Genomic DNA, 21015 nt, shown 5'->3' with positions numbered 1-21015 from the left:
GGCTACCTCGGCATTGGCGTGACGGCTGACAGAAGGGCTTGCTTGTCATGGCGTTGAAGTCCCCCTATAGGTCGCAACACCCTGACGGCCCGCTAACCGGGCGGCCAAGACTTACCGGTGCGCCCTGCGATTCGCCAGTGCGCTTTATCATCGCGGAACCATGCTGACGCTTTTCCACCATCCCATGTTCGCCACCTGTCGCTTCGTCCGCCTCGCTTTCGGCGAGTATGGCGAGGAGCTGGCCCTGATCGAGGAAAAGCCGTGGACCCGGCGCAAGGAGTTCCTGGCGCTGAACCCGGCCGGCACGCTGCCGATCCTGCTGGCCGAAGGCGACGTGCCGATCGTCGGCGCGACGGTCATATCGGAATATCTCGATGAAACGCGCGGCGTGCTGAAGCGCGACAAGCGGCTGTTCGCCGAGGACCCGATGCAGCGCGCCGAAATCCGCCGGCTCATCGACTGGTATCTCAACAAGGCTGAAAGCGAAGTCACCCGCCATCTGGTGCGTGAGCGCGTGCTGAAGCCGGTCATGCCGGAAATGGCGGGCGGCGGCTCGCCCGACTCGGGCGCGATCCGTGCGGCGCGCGCCAACATCCGCCAGCACATGAAATACACCAACTGGCTGGCCGGCACCCGCCATTGGCTGGCCGGCTCGAGGGTCACCTATGCCGATCTCGCGGCCGCGGCGACGCTGTCGGTGCTCGATTATCTCGGCGAGATCGACTGGCGCGAGCACAGCGCTGCACGCGAATGGTACACGCGGGTCAAGTCGCGGCCTTCCTTCCGGCCGCTTTTGACCGACCGGGTGCGCGGCCTGTCACCGGTGTCGCATTATGCGGACCTCGACTTCTGACGCCGCAAAACTGCGCGCGCTGATCGACGCGGAGGCGCAGCGCGCCGGCTTCGATGCCGTCGCCGTCACCTCCCCCGATGCGATCCCGCTGGCGCCGGCGCGCCTGGCCGAATTCGTCGCCGACGGCTTTCACGGCTCGATGGACTGGATCGCCGAGACGCTGCAACGCCGCAGTGAACCAACGGCCCTCTGGCCGCAGGTACGCTCGATCGTCGTGCTGGCGATGAACTACGGCCCCGACCATGATCTTCGCGAAGTGCTGGCCAAGCGCGACCGCGGCGCGATCTCGGTCTATGCGCAAAACCGCGACTATCACGATGTGATGAAAGGCCGGCTGAAGGAGATCGCCGGCAAGCTCGTTGCCCGCGCCGGCGGTGACGTGAAGGTGTTCGTCGACACCGCACCTGTCATGGAAAAGCCGCTGGCCGAAGCCGCCGGGCTTGGCTGGCAAGGCAAACACACCAATCTGGTCAGCCGCGAGCACGGCTCCTGGCTGTTCCTCGGCACCATCTTCACCACCGCCGAACTCGTGCCCGACCGCGCCGAAATCGACCATTGCGGCTCCTGCCGCGCCTGCCTCGACGCGTGCCCGACCGATGCTTTTCCGGCGCCCTACCGGCTCGATGCGCGGCGCTGCATTTCCTATCTCACCATCGAGAACAAGGGGCCGATCCCGCACGAATTCCGCGAAAAGATCGGCAACCGCATCTATGGCTGCGATGACTGTTTAGCCGCCTGCCCGTGGAACAAATTCGCCCGGGCGGCTTCGGAAGCAAAACTCGCCGCGCGCGATGATCTGCGCGAACCACCGCTCGCCGACCTTTTGGGTCTCGATGACGCGGCCTTCCGCGCTCTCTTCTCCGGTTCGCCGATAAAACGCATCGGCCGCGATCGGTTCATCCGCAACGTGCTGATCGCCGCCGGCAATTCCGGCGAAGCGTCGCTGTCCGGCGCGGTGCTTGCGCTGCTCGGCGATCCGTCCCCGCTGGTGCGGGGCGCGGCAATTTGGGCGCTGGCGCGGCTGGTGCCCAACGCCGAATATTCAGAAAGGGCAGCCATCGGCCTGAAAACCGAGAGCGACGAAGCCGTGCGCGACGAATGGCGTCTGGCGCGGCCAACCAGGGCGAATGCATGAGCGAAAAGCAGATATTCATCTTCGGCGCCGGCTATTCGGGCAGGGCTTTTGCTCGGGCCAACAAAGGCGCCGCGACGATCTTCGGCACGACACGCTCGCCGGAAAAATTCGAGACGCTACGGCAGGCCGGCATCGCCCCGCTGTTGTTCGACGGTGCGCTGACGGATGAGATTGGCGATGCATTGCGGAAAACAACGCATCTGCTGATTTCGGTCGCCCCGGAGGAGGCCGGCGATCCCGTGCTGGGTGCCGCCCGAGAGGCAATCGCTCAAATGCCTTTGCTGGAATGGATCGGCTATCTCTCTACGGTCGGGGTTTACGGCAATTATGACGGCGCATGGGTCGATGAAACGGCTGAATGCCGGCCGGTGTCGAAGCGTTCGATGATGCGGGTGGCGGCAGAGCAGGACTGGCTGGAGCTGGGCCGCGAGATTCGCCGGCCGGTGGCGATCCTGCGACTCTCCGGCATTTACGGGCCGGGCCGCAATGCCCTGGTCAATCTGGAAAACGGCAGCGCAAGGCGGCTGGTCAAGCCCGACCAAGTGTTCAACCGCATTCATTGCGACGACATTGCAGGCTCCCTGTGGCAGCTCATCCAAGGCAATAAAGGCGGCATCTTCAACGTCACCGACGATCTGCCGGCGGCGCCGCAGGACGTCGTCGCCTATGCCGCATCATTGATGGGCATCGAACCGCCGCCCGAGATTCCTTTCGACGCCGCCCAACTTTCGCCCATGGCGCGGTCCTTCTATGGCGAGAACAAGCGCGTCGGCAACGCGGCGATCAAGGCGGCGGGCTATTCCCTGCGCTTTCCGGACTACCGCGCCGCCTTCGACCATATGTGGGCGAGCGACGACTGGCGCGACGGCGAGGCGCGCAGCCCGATGAAGCGCTAAAAGCAATTCCAGGAAAAGTGTGACACGGTTCTCCGTCCGGGATTGCGTCAAAACAGAGATAGAGCGGTTCACCGTTTCGGTGAACCGCTCTGTCGATCGAAGCGTTCCGCGTTGCATGCTATGATTCGGCCTGGTGGGGATCCGGTTTCATGAAAACACCGATACAGCCATCTCTCGGCAAAAAATTCAGGCTGGCGGCCGCTCTCGGCCTGTTCGTCCTTACCGGTCTAGCCGTACGGCCGGCCGCGGCCGAGGAACGGGCAAAAGACCTGTTCGGCGCCAAGAAACTGCCAGCCGCGAGCGCGGCGCAATCGATCGGCTTCTATTCCAAGGGCTGTTTTGCCGGCGGCGTCGCCATTCCCATGGACGGTCCGACCTGGGAGGTGATGCGGCCGTCCCGCAACCGTCGCTGGGGCCATCCGGCTATGATCGCGGTGATCGAGAAATTGTCGCGCGATGCGGCAGCCGACGGTTGGCCGGGCCTGCTGATCGGCGACATTTCGCAGCCGCGCGGCGGCCCGATGCTGACCGGGCATGCCTCGCACCAGATCGGGCTCGACGCCGACATCTGGCTGACGCCGATGCCCAGCCGCCCGCTGTCGATGGCGCAGCGCGAATCGATGAGCGCCACCTTGATGGTCGATGAGAAGACCCATCTGGTGAAGGACGCGCTGTGGACGCCGGCGCACACAAGGCTTCTGAAGCGGGCGGCGAGCTACAGCCAGGTCGAGCGCATCCTGGTCAATCCGGGCATCAAGAAGAAACTCTGCGACACCGTCAGGGGCGACCGCGGCTGGCTGCGCAAGATCCGGCCGTTTTGGGGCCACGACTATCATTTTCACATGCGCATCGGCTGTCAGCCGGGATCCCCCGGCTGCAAGGCGCAGGAAGCGACGCCGGACGATGACGGTTGCGGCAAGCCATTGGCCTGGTGGTTCACGCAGGAGCCGTGGCGGCCCAACAAGAACCCGGATGCCCCCAAGGCACGCGACCTGATGACGATGGCGAACCTGCCGAGCGAATGCCGCGCCGTGCTCGACGCGCCGGGGCCGGCCTCGGCCGAGGCGGCGACCTATCATGGCGGCGGCGTGCCGGTCGCGGCTGCCGCACCCGAACCCGAAGCGCCGTCATTGTCCGCCACGCCGGCCGCCGCCGGCTTGCCAAGTACGGTGAACGCCTTCACGGCGACCCCCGAGACCGGCGTGCCGCTGCCGCGACCGCGGCCGCCAGGAAACTGACGGTCACGGCCCAATCGGTTCGGGGCCTTATTTTTGCGAAACCGTGTCGGTTTGGCCGCACAGCCGGCCTCAGCGCGCCGCCGGGGTCGAAAACCGTTTCCCTTTTCAAACCCATGCGCTAGTCAACGGAAGAACGGCTAGATGCCGTCGGTGGCGCCGGAGACGGACGAGAGCATGCCAGGCACAGGCGACGACGATACTTTGTTGCGGTTTCCGATCCTTATCGGCGACATCGGCGGCACCAATGCGCGCTTTTCGATCGTGCTCGACGCCAATTCCGAGGCAGGCGAGCCGACCATCGTCCAGACGGCGAACTACAACACCATCGACGAGGCGATCCAGGCGGCCGTGCTCGATCGCTCGTCGGTGCGTCCCAATTCGGCGGTGCTGGCGGTGGCCGGTCCGGTCGACGGCGACGAGATCGAACTGACCAACTGCCCCTGGATCGTCAAGCCGAGAAAAATGTTCGCCAGCCTCGGCCTGAGCGACATCGTCGTGCTCAACGATTTCGAGGCGCAGGCGCTGGCCGTCGTCGCGCTCGGCGAGGAGCACATGGAAAAGATCGGCGGCGGCACGCCGGAGCCCAATGCCGGCCGCGTCGTGCTCGGCCCCGGAACCGGGCTCGGCGTCGCCGGGCTGGTCCATGCGCTGCACCACTGGATACCGGTGCCCGGCGAGGGCGGCCATATGGACATCGGTCCGCGCTCGGCCCGCGATTTCGAGGTTTTTCCGCATATCGAGAAGCTGGAGGGCCGCATTTCGGGCGAGCAGATCCTGTGCGGACGCGGTCTGGTCAATGTCTATCGGGCGGTTGCCAAGGCGGACGGCAAGCCGTCGCCCTTCACCACGCCGGCCGAGATCACTGCCGCGGCACTTGCGAAAACCGATCCGGTTGCCGAGGAAGCGCTGGAGACCTTCGTCACCTGCCTTGGGCGCACGGCAGGCGACCTTGCTCTGGTGTTCATGAGCCGCGGCGGCGTGTTTCTCACCGGTGGCATCGCGCAGAAGATCGTGCCGGCGCTGAAAGCCGGCAATTTCCGTGCCGCTTTCGAGGACAAGGCGCCGCACAGCGCGATGATGCGCACCATGCCGGTGTATGTCATTACCCATCCGCTGGCCGCACTTCTGGGCCTTGCCGCCTATGCCAGGAACCCCTCGCTGTTCGGTGTCCAGACTTCGGGCCGGCGCTGGCGCGACGAAGTTAGTCACCCCGAGGCATAGGCAAGCTGGCTGCTTGGCGTTAAGAGGGGTGCCAAATTGCCCGGCCGCGGGAAGCGGAAATCTACGAAGCGCTCCAATTTGACATTTCAGCCCCCCAATTTGTCGAAACCCCGTGCGGGAGAGATCGTGGCGGTCATCCGCCGTATCCTCCAGGAAAATGGCCGCGACTATCGGGGCGCGTATGTTTTCACCATCCTCTGCCTGCTGACCGTGTCGGCGACGACGGCGCTTGCCGCCTGGATCATGAGCCCGGTCGTCAACCAGATCTTCTACGAACGACGCGGCGACCTGATCCCATGGATCTGCGCCGCACTGCTCGGTGCCTTCATCCTGCGCGGCCTTGCCGGCTACGGCCAGGCGGTGACGATGGCCAGGATCGGCAACAATCTGGTGGCGCGCTATCAGCAGCGCATCTTCAACCATCTGATGAAGCTTGGCGTCTCCTTCTTCAACGACACAAGGTCCGGGCGGCTGGCCGCGCAGGTCAACGAGAACGTCAACGGCATTCGCGACCTGTTGTCGATGACGGTGACCTCGACCGCGCGTGATGCCGTCTCGCTGGTCGGCCTGGTCGGCGTGATGATCTATCAGGATCCGATACTCTCCTTGAGTTCGCTGCTGATCGGGCCGCCGCTGATCTGGACCGTCACCTATCTAATGCGCCGGGTGCGCCGCATCACGCGCGAATCGGTGCAGATCAACTCTCGGCTGATCGGCGCCATGCAGGAAGCCACGCAAGGCATCGCCATCGTCAAGGCCTTCACCATGGAGGACGAGCTGTCGCGCCGGATCAGCCAGCTCGCCGAGGATGCCGAGCAGCGGTCGAACAAGATCGCTCGCGTCTCCGAGCGGCTGACGCCGGTTTCCGAACTGCTGGCCGGCATCGCCTTCGCCAGCGTCATCGCCTATTCCGGCTACCGGGCCACCGTTCTCGGCCAGCCGCCGGGCGCGGTGTTTTCCTTCATCACCGCGCTGACGCTCGCCTATGATCCGGCCCGCCGTCTGGCGCGCATGCAGGTCGGCATGGAACGCGCGCTGGTCAATGCGCGCATGATCTACGAGCTTCTCGACATCGAGCCGCAGCAGAGCGACGCCCAAGGCGCCGCCGAGGCGAAATTCACCTCCGGCGAAGTGCGTTTCAACAACGTCTCCTTCCGCTATGTCGAGGAGGCTCCGGTGCTGCAGGATCTGAGTTTCGTCGCCGCGGCCGGCAAGGTGACGGCAATCGTCGGCGCTTCGGGCGCCGGCAAGACGACATTGGTGGCGCTGCTGCAGCGCTTCTACGATGTCGAGGCGGGGTCGATCGAGATCGACGGCCAGGACATCTCGAAGGTCACCAAACAGTCGCTGCGCGGTTCCATCGCCTATGTCTCGCAGCAGCCCTATCTGTTCGAAGGCACCATCCGCGACAACATCCGCTACGGCCGGCTGAGCGCCACCGATGCCGAGATCGAACAGGCCGCGGGCCAAGCCGCGGCCGACGACTTCATCCGCCAGCAGCCGCAGGGCTACGACACGCCAGTCGGCGAGAACGGCGTGACGCTGTCCGGCGGCCAGCGCCAGCGCGTCTCGATCGCGCGGGCCATCGTGCGGCAGGCACCGATCCTTTTGCTCGACGAAGCGACATCGGCGCTCGACAACGAGGCCGAGGCTCGCGTCCAGCAGGCGCTGACAAAGGTCATGGAAGGCCGCACCACCATCGTCATCGCGCACCGGCTGTCGACGGTGGTCAATGCCGACCACATCATCGTCATGGAACAGGGACGGCTGGTCGAGGAAGGCACGCACGCCTCGCTGATGGCCGATCCGCACAGCGTCTATGCCCGCTTCCACCGCATCCAGGGCGTCAAGGGTCTGGGGCTTGTCGACGACAGCGCGCCGATCCGGACTTCGGCGCAACGCCTGTCACAAGGCATCGACACGCAGAGCATCGCCGGGAGCACGACATGAGCGCCACGCCCGCAACCGACGGACCGGCAAATGATATGGGCCTGGTGGTGGTGGGCGCCGCCGGCCGCATGGGCCAGACGCTGATCCGCGCCATTCACTCTATATCAGGCGCGCGGGTCATCGGCGCGGTCGAGCGGGCGGATTCGCCGCATCTGGGCAAGGATGCCGGCGAGCTGGCCGGCATCGGCATCATCAACGTGCCGATCAGCGACGATCCGCTGCCGGTGTTCGCCAAGGCCGACGGTGTGCTCGATTTCACCACGCCTGCTTCGACGGTCGAATTCGCCGGCTACGCGGCGCAGGCGCGCATCGTCCATGTCATCGGCACGACCGGCTGTTCGGCCGATGACAATGCCAGGATCGCTGCGGCGGCGCGCCATGCGACGATCGTCAAGTCGGGCAATATGAGCCTCGGCGTCAATCTGCTGGCGGTGCTGGTCGAGCAGGCGGCGCGCGCGCTCGATGCCGACGATTTCGACATCGAGATCCTCGAAATGCACCACAAGCACAAGGTCGACGCGCCTTCGGGCACGGCGCTGCTGCTGGGTGAAGCCGCCGCCGGCGGGCGTGGTATCGAGCTCTCAGGCAACGACGTGCGCGTCCGCGACGGCCACACCGGGGTGCGCAAGACGGGCTCGATCGGCTTTGCCACGTTGCGCGGCGGCTCTGTCGTCGGCGACCACAGCGTGATGCTGGCCGGCACCGGCGAGCGCATCACCCTGTCGCACCACGCCGAGGACCGCGCCATCTTCGCTCGGGGCGCCGTCAAGGCGGCGCTTTGGGCGCGCGGCAAGAAGCCGGGACTGTATTCGATGCGGGACGTGCTCGGCCTCAGCTGAGCCGGCCTGATCCATAAACCTGAAGGAGCAAACATGTCGCGAACCCTCGTGCTCGTGCGCCACGGCCAGAGCGAATGGAATTTGAAGAACCTGTTCACCGGCTGGCGCGACGTCGACCTGACCGAACAGGGCCACGCCGAGGCCAAGGCCGCCGGGCAAAAGCTCAAGGCGCGCGGCCTGAAATTCGACATCGCCTTCACCTCGGCGCTGATCCGGGCGCAAAAGACATGCCAGCACATCCTCGACGCGGTTGGCCAGGGCGACCTGAAGACCATCCGCGACCAGGCGCTCAATGAGCGCGACTATGGCGACCTCTCCGGCCTCAACAAGGACGACGCCCGCAAGAAATGGGGCGAGGAGCAGGTGCATGTCTGGCGCCGCTCCTACGACGTGCCGCCGCCTGCCGGCGAAAGCCTGAAGGACACCGGCGCCCGCGTCTGGCCCTATTACCTGCACGATTTGCAGCCGCACGTGCTTCGCGGCGGCACCGTGCTGGTCGCCGCGCATGGCAACTCCCTGCGCGCGCTGATCATGGCGCTCGACGGCAAGTCGGGTGAGGAGATCGTCAAGCTGGAACTCGGCACCGGCGTGCCGGTCATCTACCAGCTCAACGCCGATTCCACCGTCGCTTCCAAGGAAGTGCTGGACGACTGAACCGGCGAACGGAGTACCTGCGAAAAAAGCGCGTTGACACACATCGCTTGCCCGCTTACATGAGCCCGCACCAGCCCAGATGGCGGAATTGGTAGACGCGCACGGTTCAGGTCCGTGTTCCGCAAGGAGTGGAGGTTCGAGTCCTCTTCTGGGCACCAAATTCCCGTTTCGAGCCACTCGACGGTTCAGAAACTTAGAGAAAAAGCCCGGTTCGTCCGGGCTTTTTCTTTTCAGCCAACCTCCCCTTCCGGCCAGTCCCCTCACAAACCGCTTCAAACTCCGCGGCCGCTTCGCTACGCTCAAAACCATGGCTCAATCCACCAACCCGATCTTCGGTGCCCGCCGCGACCAGGCGTTCCCCACGCTGGCCGAGGTGGACATCGACCGCATGCGCCGGTTCGGCGAGGCCAGCGCCTATGCAGCCGGCGAGCACATCATCGAAGCCGGCGATGTGGCGCCCGGCCTGATCGTCGTGCTGTCGGGTAGCGTGGACATCACCCAGGACGGCGGGCTCGGCCGGCGCGAGACGATCGTCACGCACGGCCCGGGCAGCTTTGTCGGTGAGCTGGCGCAGCTTTCGGCCAGTCCCTCGCTGGTGAATGCGCAGGCCGCCGAGCCGGTGGAGGCGTTCGTCATCGCCTCGCAGCGGCTGCGCGACCTGATGGTGCAGGAGGCCAATCTCGGCGAGCGCATCATGCGGGCGCTGATCCTGCGCCGCGTCGGGCTTTTGGAGAGCGCCACCAGCGGGCCGATCATCATCGGACCCCAGGACAATGCCGACGTGTTGCGGCTGCAGGGTTTTCTGGCGCGCAGCGGCCAGCCGCACCGCGTGCTCGATTCCGACAGCGATCCCTGCGCCAAAACCCTGGTCGAACGCTTCGAGGTCGATCCGCACCACCTGCCGATCGTGCTCTGTCCAAACGGCAGGCTGCTGATGAACCCCGGCGAAAAGGACCTCGCCCGCTGCGTCGGCCTGTTGCGCCCGATCGATGCCGATACGGTGTATGACGTGGCCATCGTCGGCGCCGGCCCGGCAGGGCTGGCGGCGGCGGTCTATGCGGCATCCGAAGGGCTGTCGACGATCGTGCTCGATTGCCGTGCCTTCGGCGGACAGGCCGGCGCCTCCTCGCGCATCGAGAACTATCTCGGTTTCCCGACCGGCATCACCGGCATGGCGCTGATGGCGCGCGCCTACAACCAGGCGCAGAAGTTCGGCGTTGAAATGGTCATCCCGGACGAGGCGAAACTTTTGAGCGCGGCCACCGACACATCAGGCGCCCGCTATCTGCTCGATGTCGGTGACGGCGAGACCGTGCGCACGCGCAGCGTGGTGATCGCCAGCGGCGCGCGCTATCGCCGCCTCGACATCGCCAATCTTGCGCGGTTCGAGGGGACGTCCGTGCACTATTGGGCGTCGCCCATAGAAGGGCGGCTTTGCGCCGGCCAGGAAGTGGCGCTGGTCGGCGCCGGCAATTCGGCGGGCCAAGCGGCGGTTTACCTCGCCAGCCATGCGCGGAAAGTGGCGCTGCTGGCGCGTGGTGGCAGCCTCGAAGCCTCGATGTCGCGCTATCTGGTCGAGCGCATCAGGGCGCAGCCGAATATCGAAGTGCTGACCGGGTCCGAAATCGAGGCGCTGGAGGGCGAAGAGGGCAATCTTGCCATGGTGCGCTGGCGCAACCGCGCCAGCGGCGCGGAAACGACGCGCCCGATCCGCCATCTCTTTCTCTTCATCGGCGCCGATCCGAACACCGATTGGCTGGCCAACTGCGATGTCGCGCTGGACGCCAGGGGTTTCGTGCGCACCGGATCGGACATAGGATCGGCGCAGATGGAGACGAGCCGCAGCGGCGTGTTCGCCATAGGCGATGTCCGCGCCGGTTCGGTCAAACGGGTCGCGGCGGCTGTCGGCGAAGGCGCCCAGGTGGTCGCGGCTCTGCATGCCTACCTCGCGCGCGGCAACGCCGACACATTTCAAATGGCCGGGAGACCATGATGGATGAATGCAGACATACGCGCGACATCAGGAAGGTCACGCCGAGCGCGCTCGGCTGCGAGGAATGCCTGAAGAGCGGGTCGCAATGGGTGCATCTGCGGCTGTGCCGTACCTGCGGCCATGTCGGCTGCTGCGACGACTCGCCCAACCGCCACGCCACCAAGCATTTCCACGCCACCAAGCATCCGATCATCGAGGGCTACGATCCACCCGAAGGCTGGGCATGGTGCTATGTCGACGAGGTGTTTGTCGACCTCGGCGACGATGTGACCCCGCAGAACGGTCCGATCCCGCGCTTTGTTTGAGCGCCCTGGAGACGCCGAAGAAGAGCCCGGTTCGCCCGGGCTTTTCTTTGTCCAGCATTACGCGCTCGATGCCCGACTGTCCGCAAACTGACAGCTTACCCGTTCCAGTGTCCTGCCAGCTCACGATCATCCGAGCCCGACAAAGCTTTGACATGATCGCGGCTAGTTTAGAAATATTCAAAACTGGAAGGCTCGCATGCACCCCACCTATACAAGCGCACAAAAAGCCATTCACTGGGCGGTGTTTCTGCTGGTCATCGGCCTTTATGGCTTGACCTATGTGGAAGAACTTTTTCCGCGCGGCGATCCCGGCCGCGCGCTCGTCTGGTGGTTCCATATTTCGTTCGGGCTGCTGTTGTTTGCGCTGGTCGTCATCCGCGTCGGCCTGCGCCTGATACTGGGAACGCCAGGGCTGCCGACGGAAATGTCGGAGCTTGAACGATGGGCGGCCAAGATCGCGCATCTGCTGCTCTATGCGCTGCTGGTGACCATTCCGGCTCTCGGCATCCTGCTGACTTGGTACAGGGGCGACGCCTTGAGCTTCTTCGGCCTCTTCACCATCCCGGCCCCGGTATCGCCCGACCGCGACACGGCCCGGTTCATCAGGGAACTGCACAGCCTGTGCGCCAATTTGATCCTCATCCTCGCCGGAGTGCACGCGGCCGCGGCGCTATGGCATCATTTCATCCGCAAGGACGACGTGCTCAAGCGAATGCTGCCGGAAAGCACGCTCTCCTGGAGCAAGTCCGGGAAAGTGTGAAGTGGTTTCCCAGGAAAAGCGCATAGCGCCTTCCCTCGTTGATCGGGAGGGCCTTTCCCTCGACCTTCTTTTTCTTCAGAAGGCGCTCTCCCCGAGAGGGCTAACGCCGACCGATAGCGCCTACCGCACGGAGCCGGTGACGGTCGGGTCGATCATGCTGGGAACCGACTTGCGTTCGTTTCCGGCAAGCGCCGCTATGATCAGCAGGCTGGCAACCACCGGGACAAACAGGATGGCAACGCGAGCCTGCACGTAAAATATGGCGCGCCATTCATTGCGCTTGTCGGGGCTGTTGCTCATCATACTCACTTTGTCGGCCCCCCGGGCCGTGACATAGAAGCTAACGGTTAAACAACTCCTTCCGACTTCGTTAACCCGGCGGATTTGAGGCGAAATTCCCACGCGATCCCCAAGATGGCGATCCAGGCTTCAGTTGAGCCCGATGCGGCTGGCGCCCTGCCGGAACAGCGCTACGGCATCCGGTTCGAAGCGGAAGGTGCCGATGAAATCGTCGGCGCAATAGTCCGGCCTTGTCTTGCGGATGGCGGCGGCGAAGCCGCGCGCCTCGTCGAGCCGTCCGGCCAGCGCCAGGCAGTGCGCGGCGATCGCCAGTATGATGGCGTGGGCGTTGGGCCGCGCCGCCGCCTTCAGCGCCCATTCGGCCGCCTCCTCGAACTGGCCGAGCCGGACATGCGCCATGGCGCGTGCGCCCAGCATGCCGAACAGCAGCGGGTCGAACGGGCTGAGATGGCGCGAATGATCGGAAGAGCCTATCGCCGCTCGCGGGTCGCCCGACTGCGAATGCACGAAGGACAAAGCGTAGTGGCCGAGCGCGAAGTTGGGGCTGAGATCGACCGCCCGCTCGAGTTCGAGCAGCGAGCCGTCCTGCTCGCCGCGCAGCCACAGCGCCCGGCCCATCGCCCAATGCGCGGCCGGATTGTGGTCGTCGACCAGCAGGCTGTGGCCGGCGCTCTCGAACGCCAGCGCGCTTTCGCGGTCGCGGTCGCCCCAGCGCTGGAAGGCGTTCTGCCAGTGGGTGAAGGACAGGCCGGCATAGGCACGGGCGAAGGTCGGGTCGAGCTGCAAGGCCTGCGCAAAAAAATGCCGCGCCTGCTCGTTTTCGGCCTGGGTGAAGCGGTACATGTGCCAGAGGCCGCGATGGTAGGCCTCCCAGGCGTTGAGCGAGCTGGGCGCCTTCAGCATGGCGCGGTTGCGCTCGACCGTTTCGATCTCGGCCGAGATCGAGGAGACGATGCTGTTGCCGATGTCGTCGAGCACGGAAAAGATGTCATCGGGCCTGCGCTCGAAGGTCTCGGCCCAGACGATCCTGGCGCTGCGCACCTCGATCAGCTCGACGCTGACGATGAGGCGGCCGGACGGGCTGCGCACCGTGCCGGTGGCGACATAGTCGACATTCAGCCGGCGGCCGGCATCCTCGGGCGCGATGTTCTGTTCTGCCAGCGCAAACACCGATCCGCGCGCGATGACGAAGAAATCCCTGAGCTTGGCCAGGCGGGTGATGATGTCGTGGGTGAAACCGTCGGCCAGTCCGCCGCGCGTGCCGCCGCTCTCCTCGACAAACGGCATCACCGCCAGCGAAGCGTGGCTGGGCTCGACCGGGCCGGGTGCGGTGGGCATGGTGGCCACCAGTGGCGATAGCGTGGACAGGCAGGCCGTTCGAAGCGAGGTGCCCGACTGTCGGTCACGGATCGCCCGCCAGGCCGCGCGAAGCGGTGCGAAATCGAGCTCCTCCGACCGAAACAATCGTTCCGCCGCGGCCAGATGCTCTTCGGCCGCGCCGACCTCGCCGCGCCCGGCCAGATTGGACAGCAACGCCAGATGTCCGCACGTGTCGAACGGCGCCAGTTCCACCCATGTGTCGAGATGGGCGATCGCCTCGTCACTATAAGCCGGCAGGCTCGCGACAAGGCGTTCCAGCACGGCGGCATGGCAAGCGCTGAAGCGGCGGCGCTGCGCGATCAGCCAACTGTTGAAATGCGGGCTGCGCTCGAGCTCCAGCCCGTCGAGGAAATCGCCGGCAAACAGTCCGGCCAGCACGCGCAAGCGCTCGACGTCAAGCGTGCCGATCCCTTGCGCGGCGGCGCGGCTGACCTCCAGCACATCGACCAGGCAATCGTCGAGATCGAGTGCGACCGTATCGCCTTGGGTGGAGACCCGGCGCCGGGCCGGCATGTCAAGCGCGCCGCGCAGCTTGCTCAGGCACCAGCGCAGTTCGCCCCTTGGGTCGTTCGGCACATCCCACAACAACTCGCACAGGCGACTGCGGCTGACCGGATGCGGCGCCAGCGCCAGATAGGCGAGCAGCGCGCGCAGCTTGCGTGACGCGGGCAGGGCAACCGGAGCGCCGTCGCGGGAGATCATCAGCGGTCCGAGCAGGCGCACGGAAAGGACCGGCATGTCGCCGTCCGGCCTCGATCGAGTGGATTCCACGTGCGTTTCCACGCCTGCTCCCACGCTGGCCTGTCGGCCTCTCCTGTATCACCAAACACGACACGGCGCATCCGGCAGCGGATATCAGCGCCGGATACGGGCATTGCCGCTGTGCGGCATGTCAGTCCTAGCGCGGCAAGGTCACCAAACCTCGCCGCCCAACCCGCCGGTTTGTAACCGGCCCGTGAAGACAAAACGCGATGACAATCAAGGAGACCAAGATGTTGCAGCAACAGAAGATCAGAACCACGGCCGGGCGCGGCCGCCTGTTCGACAGCATTCTCGACACCGTCGGCGACACGCCGGTGGTTCGCATCAACAATCTCGGACCGTCCCACGCGACGATCTACGTCAAGGCCGAGTATTTCAATCCCGGCGCCTCGGTGAAGGACCGGCTGGCGCTCAACATCATCGAGGAGGGCGAGCGCAGCGGGGCGCTGAAGCCGGGCCAGACGGTGGTCGAGGCGACCAGCGGCAACACCGGCATTGGCCTCGCCATGGTCTGCGCGCAAAAGGGCTATCCGCTGGTCGTCACGATGGCCGACAGTTTTTCGGTCGAGCGCCGCAAACTGATGCGCATGCTGGGCGCCAAGGTGGTGCTGACGCCGCGCGCCGAAAAAGGTTTCGGCATGTACAAGACGGCGGTGGAACTGGCCGAGGCCAATGGCTGGTTCCTTGCCCGCCAATTCGAGACGGCCGCCAACGCCGCCATCCACGAGGCAACGACGGCGCGCGAGATCGTCAATGATTTCGCCGGCTCGCGGCTCGATTGCTTCGTCACCGGCTATGGCACCGGTGGCACGGTGGTGGGCGTGGCGCGCGTGCTGCGCCGCGAGCGGCCGGAAACCCGCATCGTGCTCTCCGAGCCGGCCAACGCGCAGCTCATCGGCAGCGGCAAGGTCCAGCAGCGCGGCGTCGATGGTGCTCCCGCCGCCAGCCATCCAGCCTTCGAGCCGCACCCGATCCAGGGCTGGACGCCGGATTTCATCCCCAACGTGCTGCAGGAGGCGATCGACACCAGCCTCTATGACGAGGTGATGCCGATCGCCGGGCCCGAGGGCATCAAATGGGCGAGGGAATTGGCGCGCAAAGAGGGCATCTTCACCGGCATTTCCGGCGGCGCGACCTTCGCCGTGGCGCGGCAGGTCGCTGAGAAGGCGCCGGCTGGCGCGGTGATCCTGTGCATGCTGCCCGACACCGGCGAACGCTACATGTCGACGCCGCTGTTCGACGGCATCGAGGCCGAGATGGATGCCGACGAGACCGCCCTGTCGCGCTCGACGCCCGGCTGCCAGTTCCCGGCGGCTTGACGGGAGATCTGGTATGGACGCCGTGCAAGATAACCTAGGCCTGTTGGCCGAGGAAACGCTCGACCCCCTGGATTGGGCCGATGTGCAGGCCCTGTCGCACCGGGTCATCGACGATGCGGTCGATTACCTCCGCGATGTGCGCGACCGCCCGGTCTGGCGGGAGATGCCGGCCGATGTGAGAGGGGCCTTCTCGGCGCCGCTGCCGCGCTCACCGGCGCCGCTGGATGCGGTCTATTCTGAGGTGTCCCGCACGGTGATGTCCTATCCAATGGGCAACATTCATCCGCGCTTCTGGTCCTGGTATATGGGGTCGAGCAATTTCACCGGTGCGCTCGGCGATTTCCTGGCGGCAATCCAGGGCTCGAACCTCGGCGGCGGCAACCACGCCGCCGGGCTGATGGACAGCCAGGTGGTGAACTGGTGCAAGGAGATGCTGGGCTTTCCCGCTTCTGCCGGCGGCACGCTGGTCAGCGGCGGCTCGATGGCCAACATCATCGGGCTGACCGTGGCGCGCAACGTCAAGGCCGGCATCGACGTGCGCGAGCATGGTGTCGCCGCCATCGAAAAGCCGCTGCGCTTCTACGGCTCGGAGCAGATCCACTCGTGCCACCGCAAGGCGATGGAGGCACTTGGCCTCGGCAACCGGGCACTGCGCCGCATCCCGACCGATGCCGGGCTGCGCATCGATATCGCCGCCTTGCGGGCAGCGATCACAGAGGACCGCGCGGCAGGGTTCAAGCCGGCCTGCGTCATCGGTACGGCGGGCACCGTCAACACCGGGGCGATCGACGATCTGCAGGCGCTTGCGAAGCTGTCACATGAGGAAGGCCTCTGGTTCCATCTCGACGGCTGCATCGGCGCGCTGATCGCCATTGCGCCTGAGAATGCCCATCGCGTCGCCGGCATCGAACGGGCGGATTCGGTCGCGCTCGATCCCCACAAATGGCTGCACGCGCCGTTCGAAGTCGGCTGCGCCCTGGTCAGGGATGCCGCCGCGCATCGCGGGACCTTCGCGGTGACGCCGGAATATCTGGAATCGACGCCGCGCGGCCTCGCTTCCGGCGAATGGCTGCACGACTACGGCCTGCAGACGTCGCGCGGTTTTCGCGCGCTGAAGGTGTGGATGGCGCTGAAGGAGCACGGTGTCGAGAAATTCGGCCGCCTGATCGACCAGAACATTGCCCAGGCCGTCTATCTTGCCGGCTTGATCGAGGCCGCGCCGCGGCTGCAGCTGGCGGCATCGCCGACCGTCAACATCGTCTGCTTCCGCTATCAGCCCGGTCTGACAGGCGAGGCTCTGAAGGCGCTCAACACGGAGATCATGCTGCGGCTGCAGGAACAGGGCATTGCGGCCCTTTCGGACACCACGGTGCATGGCGAGCACTGGTTGCGCGTGGCGATCACCAATCATCGCACACGGCGCGAGGATCTCGACCTGCTGGTGCGTGAAACGGTGCGGCTGGGGCATGAGATCGCGACGCAGGGTTCCGCACCCTTCCTAGTAGCGGGCAGGCATGCGATTCTGCCGCGGTGATTCGGGAGATCCAGGCCGTGACGCTGTTTCGTATGGTTGCACTGGCGGCGCTGGTCTTCACCGCCTCGGCGCAGGCCGCCGACATGGCCTTCTTCGTCAAGAACCTGCGCAAGGAAGCAGTCGCGGTCGAGCTGTTCAGCCGCGACCGCGAGACGGTCTGGCCGGGCAACGACAAGGTGTTCCTGATCGCCCCAGGGTCGCAGAAATCCGTGCCGTTCTCCTGCAATCAGGGCGAACATATCTGCTATGGCGCCTGGGCCGACGGCAATGACAGCCTCTCGGCCGGCGTCGGGCCGGACAATGACCAGCCTTGCGACACCTGCTGCTTCATCTGCGTCGAACACTCGACAGAGACGATCGATCTGGTGCCGTAGAGCGCGGAAGTTTTCGTTGGACCCAAATTAAGTCAGGGATCGGCTCGTCCGGTCCACTTCCGCGATTCAGCGCTGCGTGCGATGGTCGCCACGCGGCCGGGTGGGCCGCTTATTCAGGGGGTTACTCATGTTTCATGCCTATGCGCGCCGCGTGCTGGCCGCGCTGTCTCTCCTCATGCTGCTCGTGCCGGCGGCGCGTGCCGACGATGTCACCTTTGCCATCAAGAACGGCCACCCCAACGCCATGCGCGTCGAACTCTACAGCCAGGACCGCGACTATGTCTGGCCGGGCGATGACAAGGACTTCTACCTCGACGACGGCGAGACCAAGCAGCTGCCGATATCCTGCAACGCCGGGGAATCGATCTGTTACGGCGCCTGGGTCGATGGTGACGAGGGCACCTATTGGGGCGTCGGCCCCGGCAACAAGGAAAAATGCGAGGATTGCTGCTACACCTGCAGCGGCGGCGAGACCGAGGAGATCGAACTGGTCCCCTGACCGGTTTGCCAGCTTGACGGTCTTCGGGCTGGAGCCATAGCCTGTGCAAATACGCAGCGCGCGCCGCCTCGAACTGTTCAGACGCGACGTGCTTCAGGCAAAAGGAGCTCAGCTATGGCCGGCACGGTCGAAAGCGACAAGATCGACGTCGGGTTTTCCGGCAAGCGCTGCATCCATTCGCGCAACTGCGTGCTCGGCGATCCCCACGTCTTCATGCCCAACGCGCCGGGCCAATGGATCCATCCCGAGGCGGCCAGCGTCGAGAAGATCGTGGCCATCGCCGAAAGCTGCCCGTCGGGCGCCATCACCTATGTCAGGAAGGATGGCGGGCCGCAGGAGCAAGCACCGGTGGTCAACACGGTGCGGCTGCGGGAAAACGGCCCGCTGGCGGTACACGCCGAGATCGTTCTCGACGGCGAGACTTCTTATCGTGCCACGCTCTGCCGCTGCGGCGCTTCGGAAAACAAGCCGTTCTGCGACGGCAGCCACAACAAATCCGGTTTTGCCGCCAGCGGCGAGCCGCAGCTGAAGGACACGCCGGCGCTCGAAGCGAGAAATGGTCCGCTGAAAGTGACGCCGACCACCAATGGCCCGCTCAAGCTTGAGGGCAATCTCGAGATCGTCACCGGAACCGGCCATACGGTCGACCGTACGCAACGCGCCTTCCTCTGCCGCTGCGGCCATTCCGCCAACAAGCCGTTCTGCGATGGCACGCACAAGAAAGTGGGGTTTGTCGGGTAGGTTGGCGCTTCGGCCAACGCTGCCAATCTCCGCCTTGGCCCAGCGCTCGCAGCTTTATCGACCGGCCCGCATCGGCTAAAGGCAGGGGCAGACAGACTCCCCAGCCGGACCGCCGCCAAAAATGACACCCAAGACCAAGCCAAAACCGTTGTTCCTCGGGATCGACACCGGCGGCACCTATACCGATGCCGTGTTGTGGTCTGAAACGGAAGGCCCGCAAGAAGGGCCGAACAAGGGCAAGGTGCTGGCCAAGGCCAAGGCGCTGACCACCAGGCATGATCTTGCCGTCGGCATTTCCGGCGCCGTCGACGCGGTGCTGCAGAAGGCCGGAACCGATCCGGCTGATATCAAGCTGGTGTCGATGTCGACGACGCTTGCCACCAACGCGCTCGTCGAGGGCCAGGGCGGCCGCGTCGCGCTGGTGATGATCGGCTTTTCCGAGGGCGATCTCGCCCGCGACGGGCTGAAGGCCGCGCTCGGCACCGATCCGGTGGTTTTTTGTCCGGGCGGCCACGACGTGCATGGCAATGCCGCCAAGCTCGATCTGTCCGGACTGGAAGCGGCGCTGCCGGAACTCGGCGCCTCGGTGTCCGGCTTTGCCGTCTGCGCCTACTTCGCCACCCGCAATCCGGCGCATGAGATCGCCGCCCGCGAGTTGATCCGCGACAAGTCCGGCCTGCCGGTCACATCGAGCCACGAGCTGTCGGCCAAGCTCGGCGGCCCGCGCCGGGCGCTGACCACTTTGCTCAACGCCAGGCTGATCTCGATGATCGACCGGCTGGTGGCAGCGACCGAAGGCTTTCTCGAGGCGCGCAACATCGCAGCACCGCTGATGGTGGTGCGCGGCGATGGCGCGCTGGTTTCAGCCGCTTTTGCCCGCCAGCGACCGATCGAGACCATCCTGTCCGGCCCGGCCGCCAGCCTGGTCGGCGCCCGCCACATGACCGGGCTCGACAATGCTGTGGTGTCCGACATCGGCGGCACCACCACCGACGTCGCCGTGCTCGACGGCGGCCGTCCCAGGCTAGATCCGGAAGGCGCCACCGTCGGCGGCTTCCGCACCATGGTCGAGGCCGTCGCCATGCGCACCTTCGGCCTCGGCGGCGATTCCGAAGTGGCGCTGGAGGATGGCGCGCTCAACCCCAGGATCCTGCTCGGGCCGCGCCGCCTGGTGCCGTTGGCGCTGGCCGGCATGGCGCATGGCGTAGCGGTGATTTCAGAGCTGGAGCGCCATCTGCGGGCACCCAATCCCGGCCGCATGGACGGCCGCTTCGCGGTGCGCACCGGCGTGCCGGACCGGCTCGCCGCCGGCCTGACCGGCGCCGAAGCCAGGCTCTACGAGGCCATCGGTGCCGTGCCGCTCGCCGTCGACAGGCTTTTGACCTCGAATGCGCAGAACGCGACGCTGAACCGGCTGGTGTCGCGCGGGCTGGTGCATGTCGCCGGCTTCACCCCGTCGGACGCCGCCCACGTGCTGGGCAAGCAGGCGAACTGGGATCCCATCGCCGCGCGCCTCGGCGCCGAACTGTTTGCCCGCAAGCGTGACGGCCGTGGCCAGAACATCGCCGCTTCGCCGGAAGCGATCTCGGAACGGGTGCTGGTGACGCTGACGCGCTGGTCGGCCGAATATATCCTCGAGACCGCCTTTGCCGAGGATGGGCTCGATGGCGCCGCGACAGTGGCGCACGCCCTGGTGCAGCGCGCAGTCGACGCGCATCCCGGCATCGCCCGCCTGAGCGTTGCGCTCGACCGCCCGGTCATCGGCCTCGGCGCCTCGGCGCCGCTGCACTATGCCGGCTTGGCCGAGCTGATCGGCAATGACTGCGTGGTGCCCAGGGATACCGATGTCGCCAACGCGCTCGGCGCCGTCGTCGGCCAGGTCAGGGTTTCGGCCGAGGCGCGGGTCAGCCAGCCCATAGAAGGGCTGTTTCGTCTCGCCTCGGGCGAGACCGTACGCGATTTCCTCGACGAGGCAGCGGCGATCGCGGCGGCCGAGGCCGATGTCCGCGCCATCGTCGCGGAGCGCGCCAGGGATGCCGGCACCGACAGCGCCGAGATCGACGTCGCCACCGAATTCCGGGTCTCGACCGTCGAGGCCCAGCGCATGTTCATCGAGGCGCATGTCGTGGCCGTGGCCTCGGGAAGGCCGCGCATTGCGGTTTGAGCGACGCGGCGAAATACGCCACCTTCACCCTAAGCTGAATTGACCCGGCAAACCTGACATGCCAAAGGCCCGCAAAGCCTTTCATCTGGAGTAGCCTG

19 protein-coding genes and 1 tRNA gene are annotated in these 21015 nt (G+C 65.7%); 18 read left to right on the top strand and 2 right to left on the bottom strand.

Going from position 1 to position 21015, the window contains the following annotated elements:
* Positions 1-160 precede the first annotated feature (160 nt).
* The 12 genes from AC0NIL_RS03840 to AC0NIL_RS03785 all read left to right on the top strand — a co-directional run bounded on the left by AC0NIL_RS03840 (position 161) and on the right by AC0NIL_RS03785 (position 11844).
* Complete coding sequence (locus AC0NIL_RS03840; RefSeq protein ID WP_275953340.1) at positions 161-853, top strand: glutathione S-transferase family protein; 693 nt, start codon at positions 161-163, stop codon at positions 851-853.
* Positions 834-1988 (top strand): tRNA epoxyqueuosine(34) reductase QueG, encoded by a 1155-nt coding sequence (gene queG / locus AC0NIL_RS03835; RefSeq protein ID WP_275953339.1) that lies wholly within the window; start codon positions 834-836, stop codon positions 1986-1988. The genes AC0NIL_RS03840 and queG overlap by 20 nt, the downstream gene beginning before the upstream one ends.
* Positions 1985-2884 (top strand): SDR family oxidoreductase, encoded by a 900-nt coding sequence (locus tag AC0NIL_RS03830; protein WP_013528620.1) that lies wholly within the window; start codon positions 1985-1987, stop codon positions 2882-2884. The genes queG and AC0NIL_RS03830 overlap by 4 nt, the downstream gene beginning before the upstream one ends.
* Positions 2885-3033: 149 nt before the next feature.
* On the top strand, positions 3034-4122 hold the full coding sequence (gene mepA, locus AC0NIL_RS03825) for a penicillin-insensitive murein endopeptidase (RefSeq protein ID WP_064992720.1): 1089 nt from the start codon (positions 3034-3036) through the stop codon (positions 4120-4122).
* Positions 4123-4296: 174 nt separating this feature from the next.
* Positions 4297-5343, top strand: a complete 1047-nt coding sequence (locus tag AC0NIL_RS03820) for a glucokinase (protein WP_027161200.1) — start codon at positions 4297-4299, stop codon at positions 5341-5343.
* Positions 5344-5421: 78 nt separating this feature from the next.
* On the top strand, positions 5422-7293 hold the full coding sequence (locus tag AC0NIL_RS03815; RefSeq protein WP_024502175.1) for an ABC transporter ATP-binding protein: 1872 nt from the start codon (positions 5422-5424) through the stop codon (positions 7291-7293).
* Positions 7290-8132: a 4-hydroxy-tetrahydrodipicolinate reductase gene (dapB, locus tag AC0NIL_RS03810; protein WP_275953338.1), complete on the top strand. Its 843-nt coding sequence runs from the start codon at positions 7290-7292 to the stop codon at positions 8130-8132. Before AC0NIL_RS03815 ends, dapB begins: the two co-directional genes overlap by 4 nt.
* A 33-nt stretch (positions 8133-8165) precedes the next feature.
* Positions 8166-8786, top strand: coding sequence for a 2,3-bisphosphoglycerate-dependent phosphoglycerate mutase (locus tag AC0NIL_RS03805; RefSeq protein WP_013528615.1), 621 nt, complete (start codon positions 8166-8168; stop codon positions 8784-8786).
* Positions 8787-8859: 73 nt separating this feature from the next.
* Positions 8860-8944, top strand: a tRNA-Leu gene (locus AC0NIL_RS03800).
* A gap of 149 nt (positions 8945-9093) precedes the next feature.
* Complete coding sequence (locus AC0NIL_RS03795; protein WP_473572839.1) at positions 9094-10779, top strand: FAD-dependent oxidoreductase; 1686 nt, start codon at positions 9094-9096, stop codon at positions 10777-10779.
* Complete coding sequence (locus AC0NIL_RS03790; RefSeq protein ID WP_027161196.1) at positions 10776-11084, top strand: UBP-type zinc finger domain-containing protein; 309 nt, start codon at positions 10776-10778, stop codon at positions 11082-11084. The genes AC0NIL_RS03795 and AC0NIL_RS03790 overlap by 4 nt, the downstream gene beginning before the upstream one ends.
* A 196-nt stretch (positions 11085-11280) precedes the next feature.
* Complete coding sequence (locus AC0NIL_RS03785; RefSeq protein WP_275953335.1) at positions 11281-11844, top strand: cytochrome b; 564 nt, start codon at positions 11281-11283, stop codon at positions 11842-11844.
* A gap of 120 nt (positions 11845-11964) precedes the next feature.
* Here AC0NIL_RS03785 and AC0NIL_RS03780 read toward each other — a convergent pair whose 3' ends face one another.
* Both AC0NIL_RS03780 and AC0NIL_RS03775 read right to left on the bottom strand, forming a co-directional pair.
* Positions 11965-12144 (bottom strand): hypothetical protein, encoded by a 180-nt coding sequence (locus tag AC0NIL_RS03780; protein ID WP_023814179.1) that lies wholly within the window; start codon positions 12142-12144, stop codon positions 11965-11967.
* 129 nt (positions 12145-12273) lie between these two features.
* The gene (locus AC0NIL_RS03775; protein ID WP_013528611.1) at positions 12274-14262 is read right to left on the bottom strand and encodes an adenylate cyclase; all 1989 of its coding nucleotides are present in this window, start codon (positions 14260-14262) and stop codon (positions 12274-12276) included.
* Between the two features lie 254 nt (positions 14263-14516).
* Between AC0NIL_RS03775 and AC0NIL_RS03770 the strand changes: the two genes are divergently transcribed.
* The 6 genes from AC0NIL_RS03770 to AC0NIL_RS03745 all read left to right on the top strand — a co-directional run bounded on the left by AC0NIL_RS03770 (position 14517) and on the right by AC0NIL_RS03745 (position 20917).
* Positions 14517-15605, top strand: coding sequence for a PLP-dependent cysteine synthase family protein (locus AC0NIL_RS03770; RefSeq protein ID WP_473572838.1), 1089 nt, complete (start codon positions 14517-14519; stop codon positions 15603-15605).
* Positions 15606-15618: 13 nt separating this feature from the next.
* Positions 15619-17139, top strand: a complete 1521-nt coding sequence (locus AC0NIL_RS03765) for a pyridoxal phosphate-dependent decarboxylase family protein (protein ID WP_275953334.1) — start codon at positions 15619-15621, stop codon at positions 17137-17139.
* A 17-nt stretch (positions 17140-17156) separates the two neighbouring features.
* The gene (locus AC0NIL_RS03760) at positions 17157-17513 is read left to right on the top strand and encodes a hypothetical protein (RefSeq protein WP_024502169.1); all 357 of its coding nucleotides are present in this window, start codon (positions 17157-17159) and stop codon (positions 17511-17513) included.
* A 127-nt stretch (positions 17514-17640) separates the two neighbouring features.
* Complete coding sequence (locus AC0NIL_RS03755; RefSeq protein WP_064992726.1) at positions 17641-18012, top strand: hypothetical protein; 372 nt, start codon at positions 17641-17643, stop codon at positions 18010-18012.
* Positions 18013-18126: 114 nt separating this feature from the next.
* A complete protein-coding gene (locus AC0NIL_RS03750; protein WP_275953333.1) occupies positions 18127-18753 on the top strand; it encodes a CDGSH iron-sulfur domain-containing protein in 627 nt (208 codons plus the stop codon).
* A 121-nt stretch (positions 18754-18874) separates the two neighbouring features.
* Positions 18875-20917 carry a hydantoinase/oxoprolinase family protein gene (locus AC0NIL_RS03745; RefSeq protein ID WP_275953332.1) on the top strand — a complete coding sequence of 681 codons (2043 nt, stop codon included), beginning with the start codon at positions 18875-18877 and terminating at the stop codon, positions 20915-20917.
* Positions 20918-21015: the final 98 nt, after the last annotated feature.

The sequence above is a fragment of the Mesorhizobium sp. WSM1343 genome (assembly GCF_055901535.1).
Note: the sequence above shows the minus strand (reverse complement) of the source record. Positions and strands in the feature narration are given on the sequence as shown.

Coding starts and splice junctions, on each gene's coding strand:
- AC0NIL_RS03765 (WP_275953334.1), top strand. CDS start 15,619: ATGGACGCCGTGCAAGATAACCTAGGCCTGTTGGCCGAGGAAACGCTC.
- AC0NIL_RS03750 (WP_275953333.1), top strand. CDS start 18,127: ATGGCCGGCACGGTCGAAAGCGACAAGATCGACGTCGGGTTTTCCGGC.
- AC0NIL_RS03830 (WP_013528620.1), top strand. CDS start 1,985: ATGAGCGAAAAGCAGATATTCATCTTCGGCGCCGGCTATTCGGGCAGG.
- queG (WP_275953339.1), top strand. CDS start 834: ATGCGGACCTCGACTTCTGACGCCGCAAAACTGCGCGCGCTGATCGAC.
- dapB (WP_275953338.1), top strand. CDS start 7,290: ATGAGCGCCACGCCCGCAACCGACGGACCGGCAAATGATATGGGCCTG.
- AC0NIL_RS03790 (WP_027161196.1), top strand. CDS start 10,776: ATGATGGATGAATGCAGACATACGCGCGACATCAGGAAGGTCACGCCG.
- AC0NIL_RS03840 (WP_275953340.1), top strand. CDS start 161: ATGCTGACGCTTTTCCACCATCCCATGTTCGCCACCTGTCGCTTCGTC.
- AC0NIL_RS03755 (WP_064992726.1), top strand. CDS start 17,641: ATGTTTCATGCCTATGCGCGCCGCGTGCTGGCCGCGCTGTCTCTCCTC.
- AC0NIL_RS03805 (WP_013528615.1), top strand. CDS start 8,166: ATGTCGCGAACCCTCGTGCTCGTGCGCCACGGCCAGAGCGAATGGAAT.
- AC0NIL_RS03745 (WP_275953332.1), top strand. CDS start 18,875: ATGACACCCAAGACCAAGCCAAAACCGTTGTTCCTCGGGATCGACACC.
- mepA (WP_064992720.1), top strand. CDS start 3,034: ATGAAAACACCGATACAGCCATCTCTCGGCAAAAAATTCAGGCTGGCG.
- AC0NIL_RS03785 (WP_275953335.1), top strand. CDS start 11,281: ATGCACCCCACCTATACAAGCGCACAAAAAGCCATTCACTGGGCGGTG.
- AC0NIL_RS03820 (WP_027161200.1), top strand. CDS start 4,297: ATGCCAGGCACAGGCGACGACGATACTTTGTTGCGGTTTCCGATCCTT.
- AC0NIL_RS03795 (WP_473572839.1), top strand. CDS start 9,094: ATGGCTCAATCCACCAACCCGATCTTCGGTGCCCGCCGCGACCAGGCG.
- AC0NIL_RS03775 (WP_013528611.1), bottom strand. CDS start 14,262: ATGCCGGTCCTTTCCGTGCGCCTGCTCGGACCGCTGATGATCTCCCGC.
- AC0NIL_RS03770 (WP_473572838.1), top strand. CDS start 14,517: ATGTTGCAGCAACAGAAGATCAGAACCACGGCCGGGCGCGGCCGCCTG.
- AC0NIL_RS03780 (WP_023814179.1), bottom strand. CDS start 12,144: ATGAGCAACAGCCCCGACAAGCGCAATGAATGGCGCGCCATATTTTAC.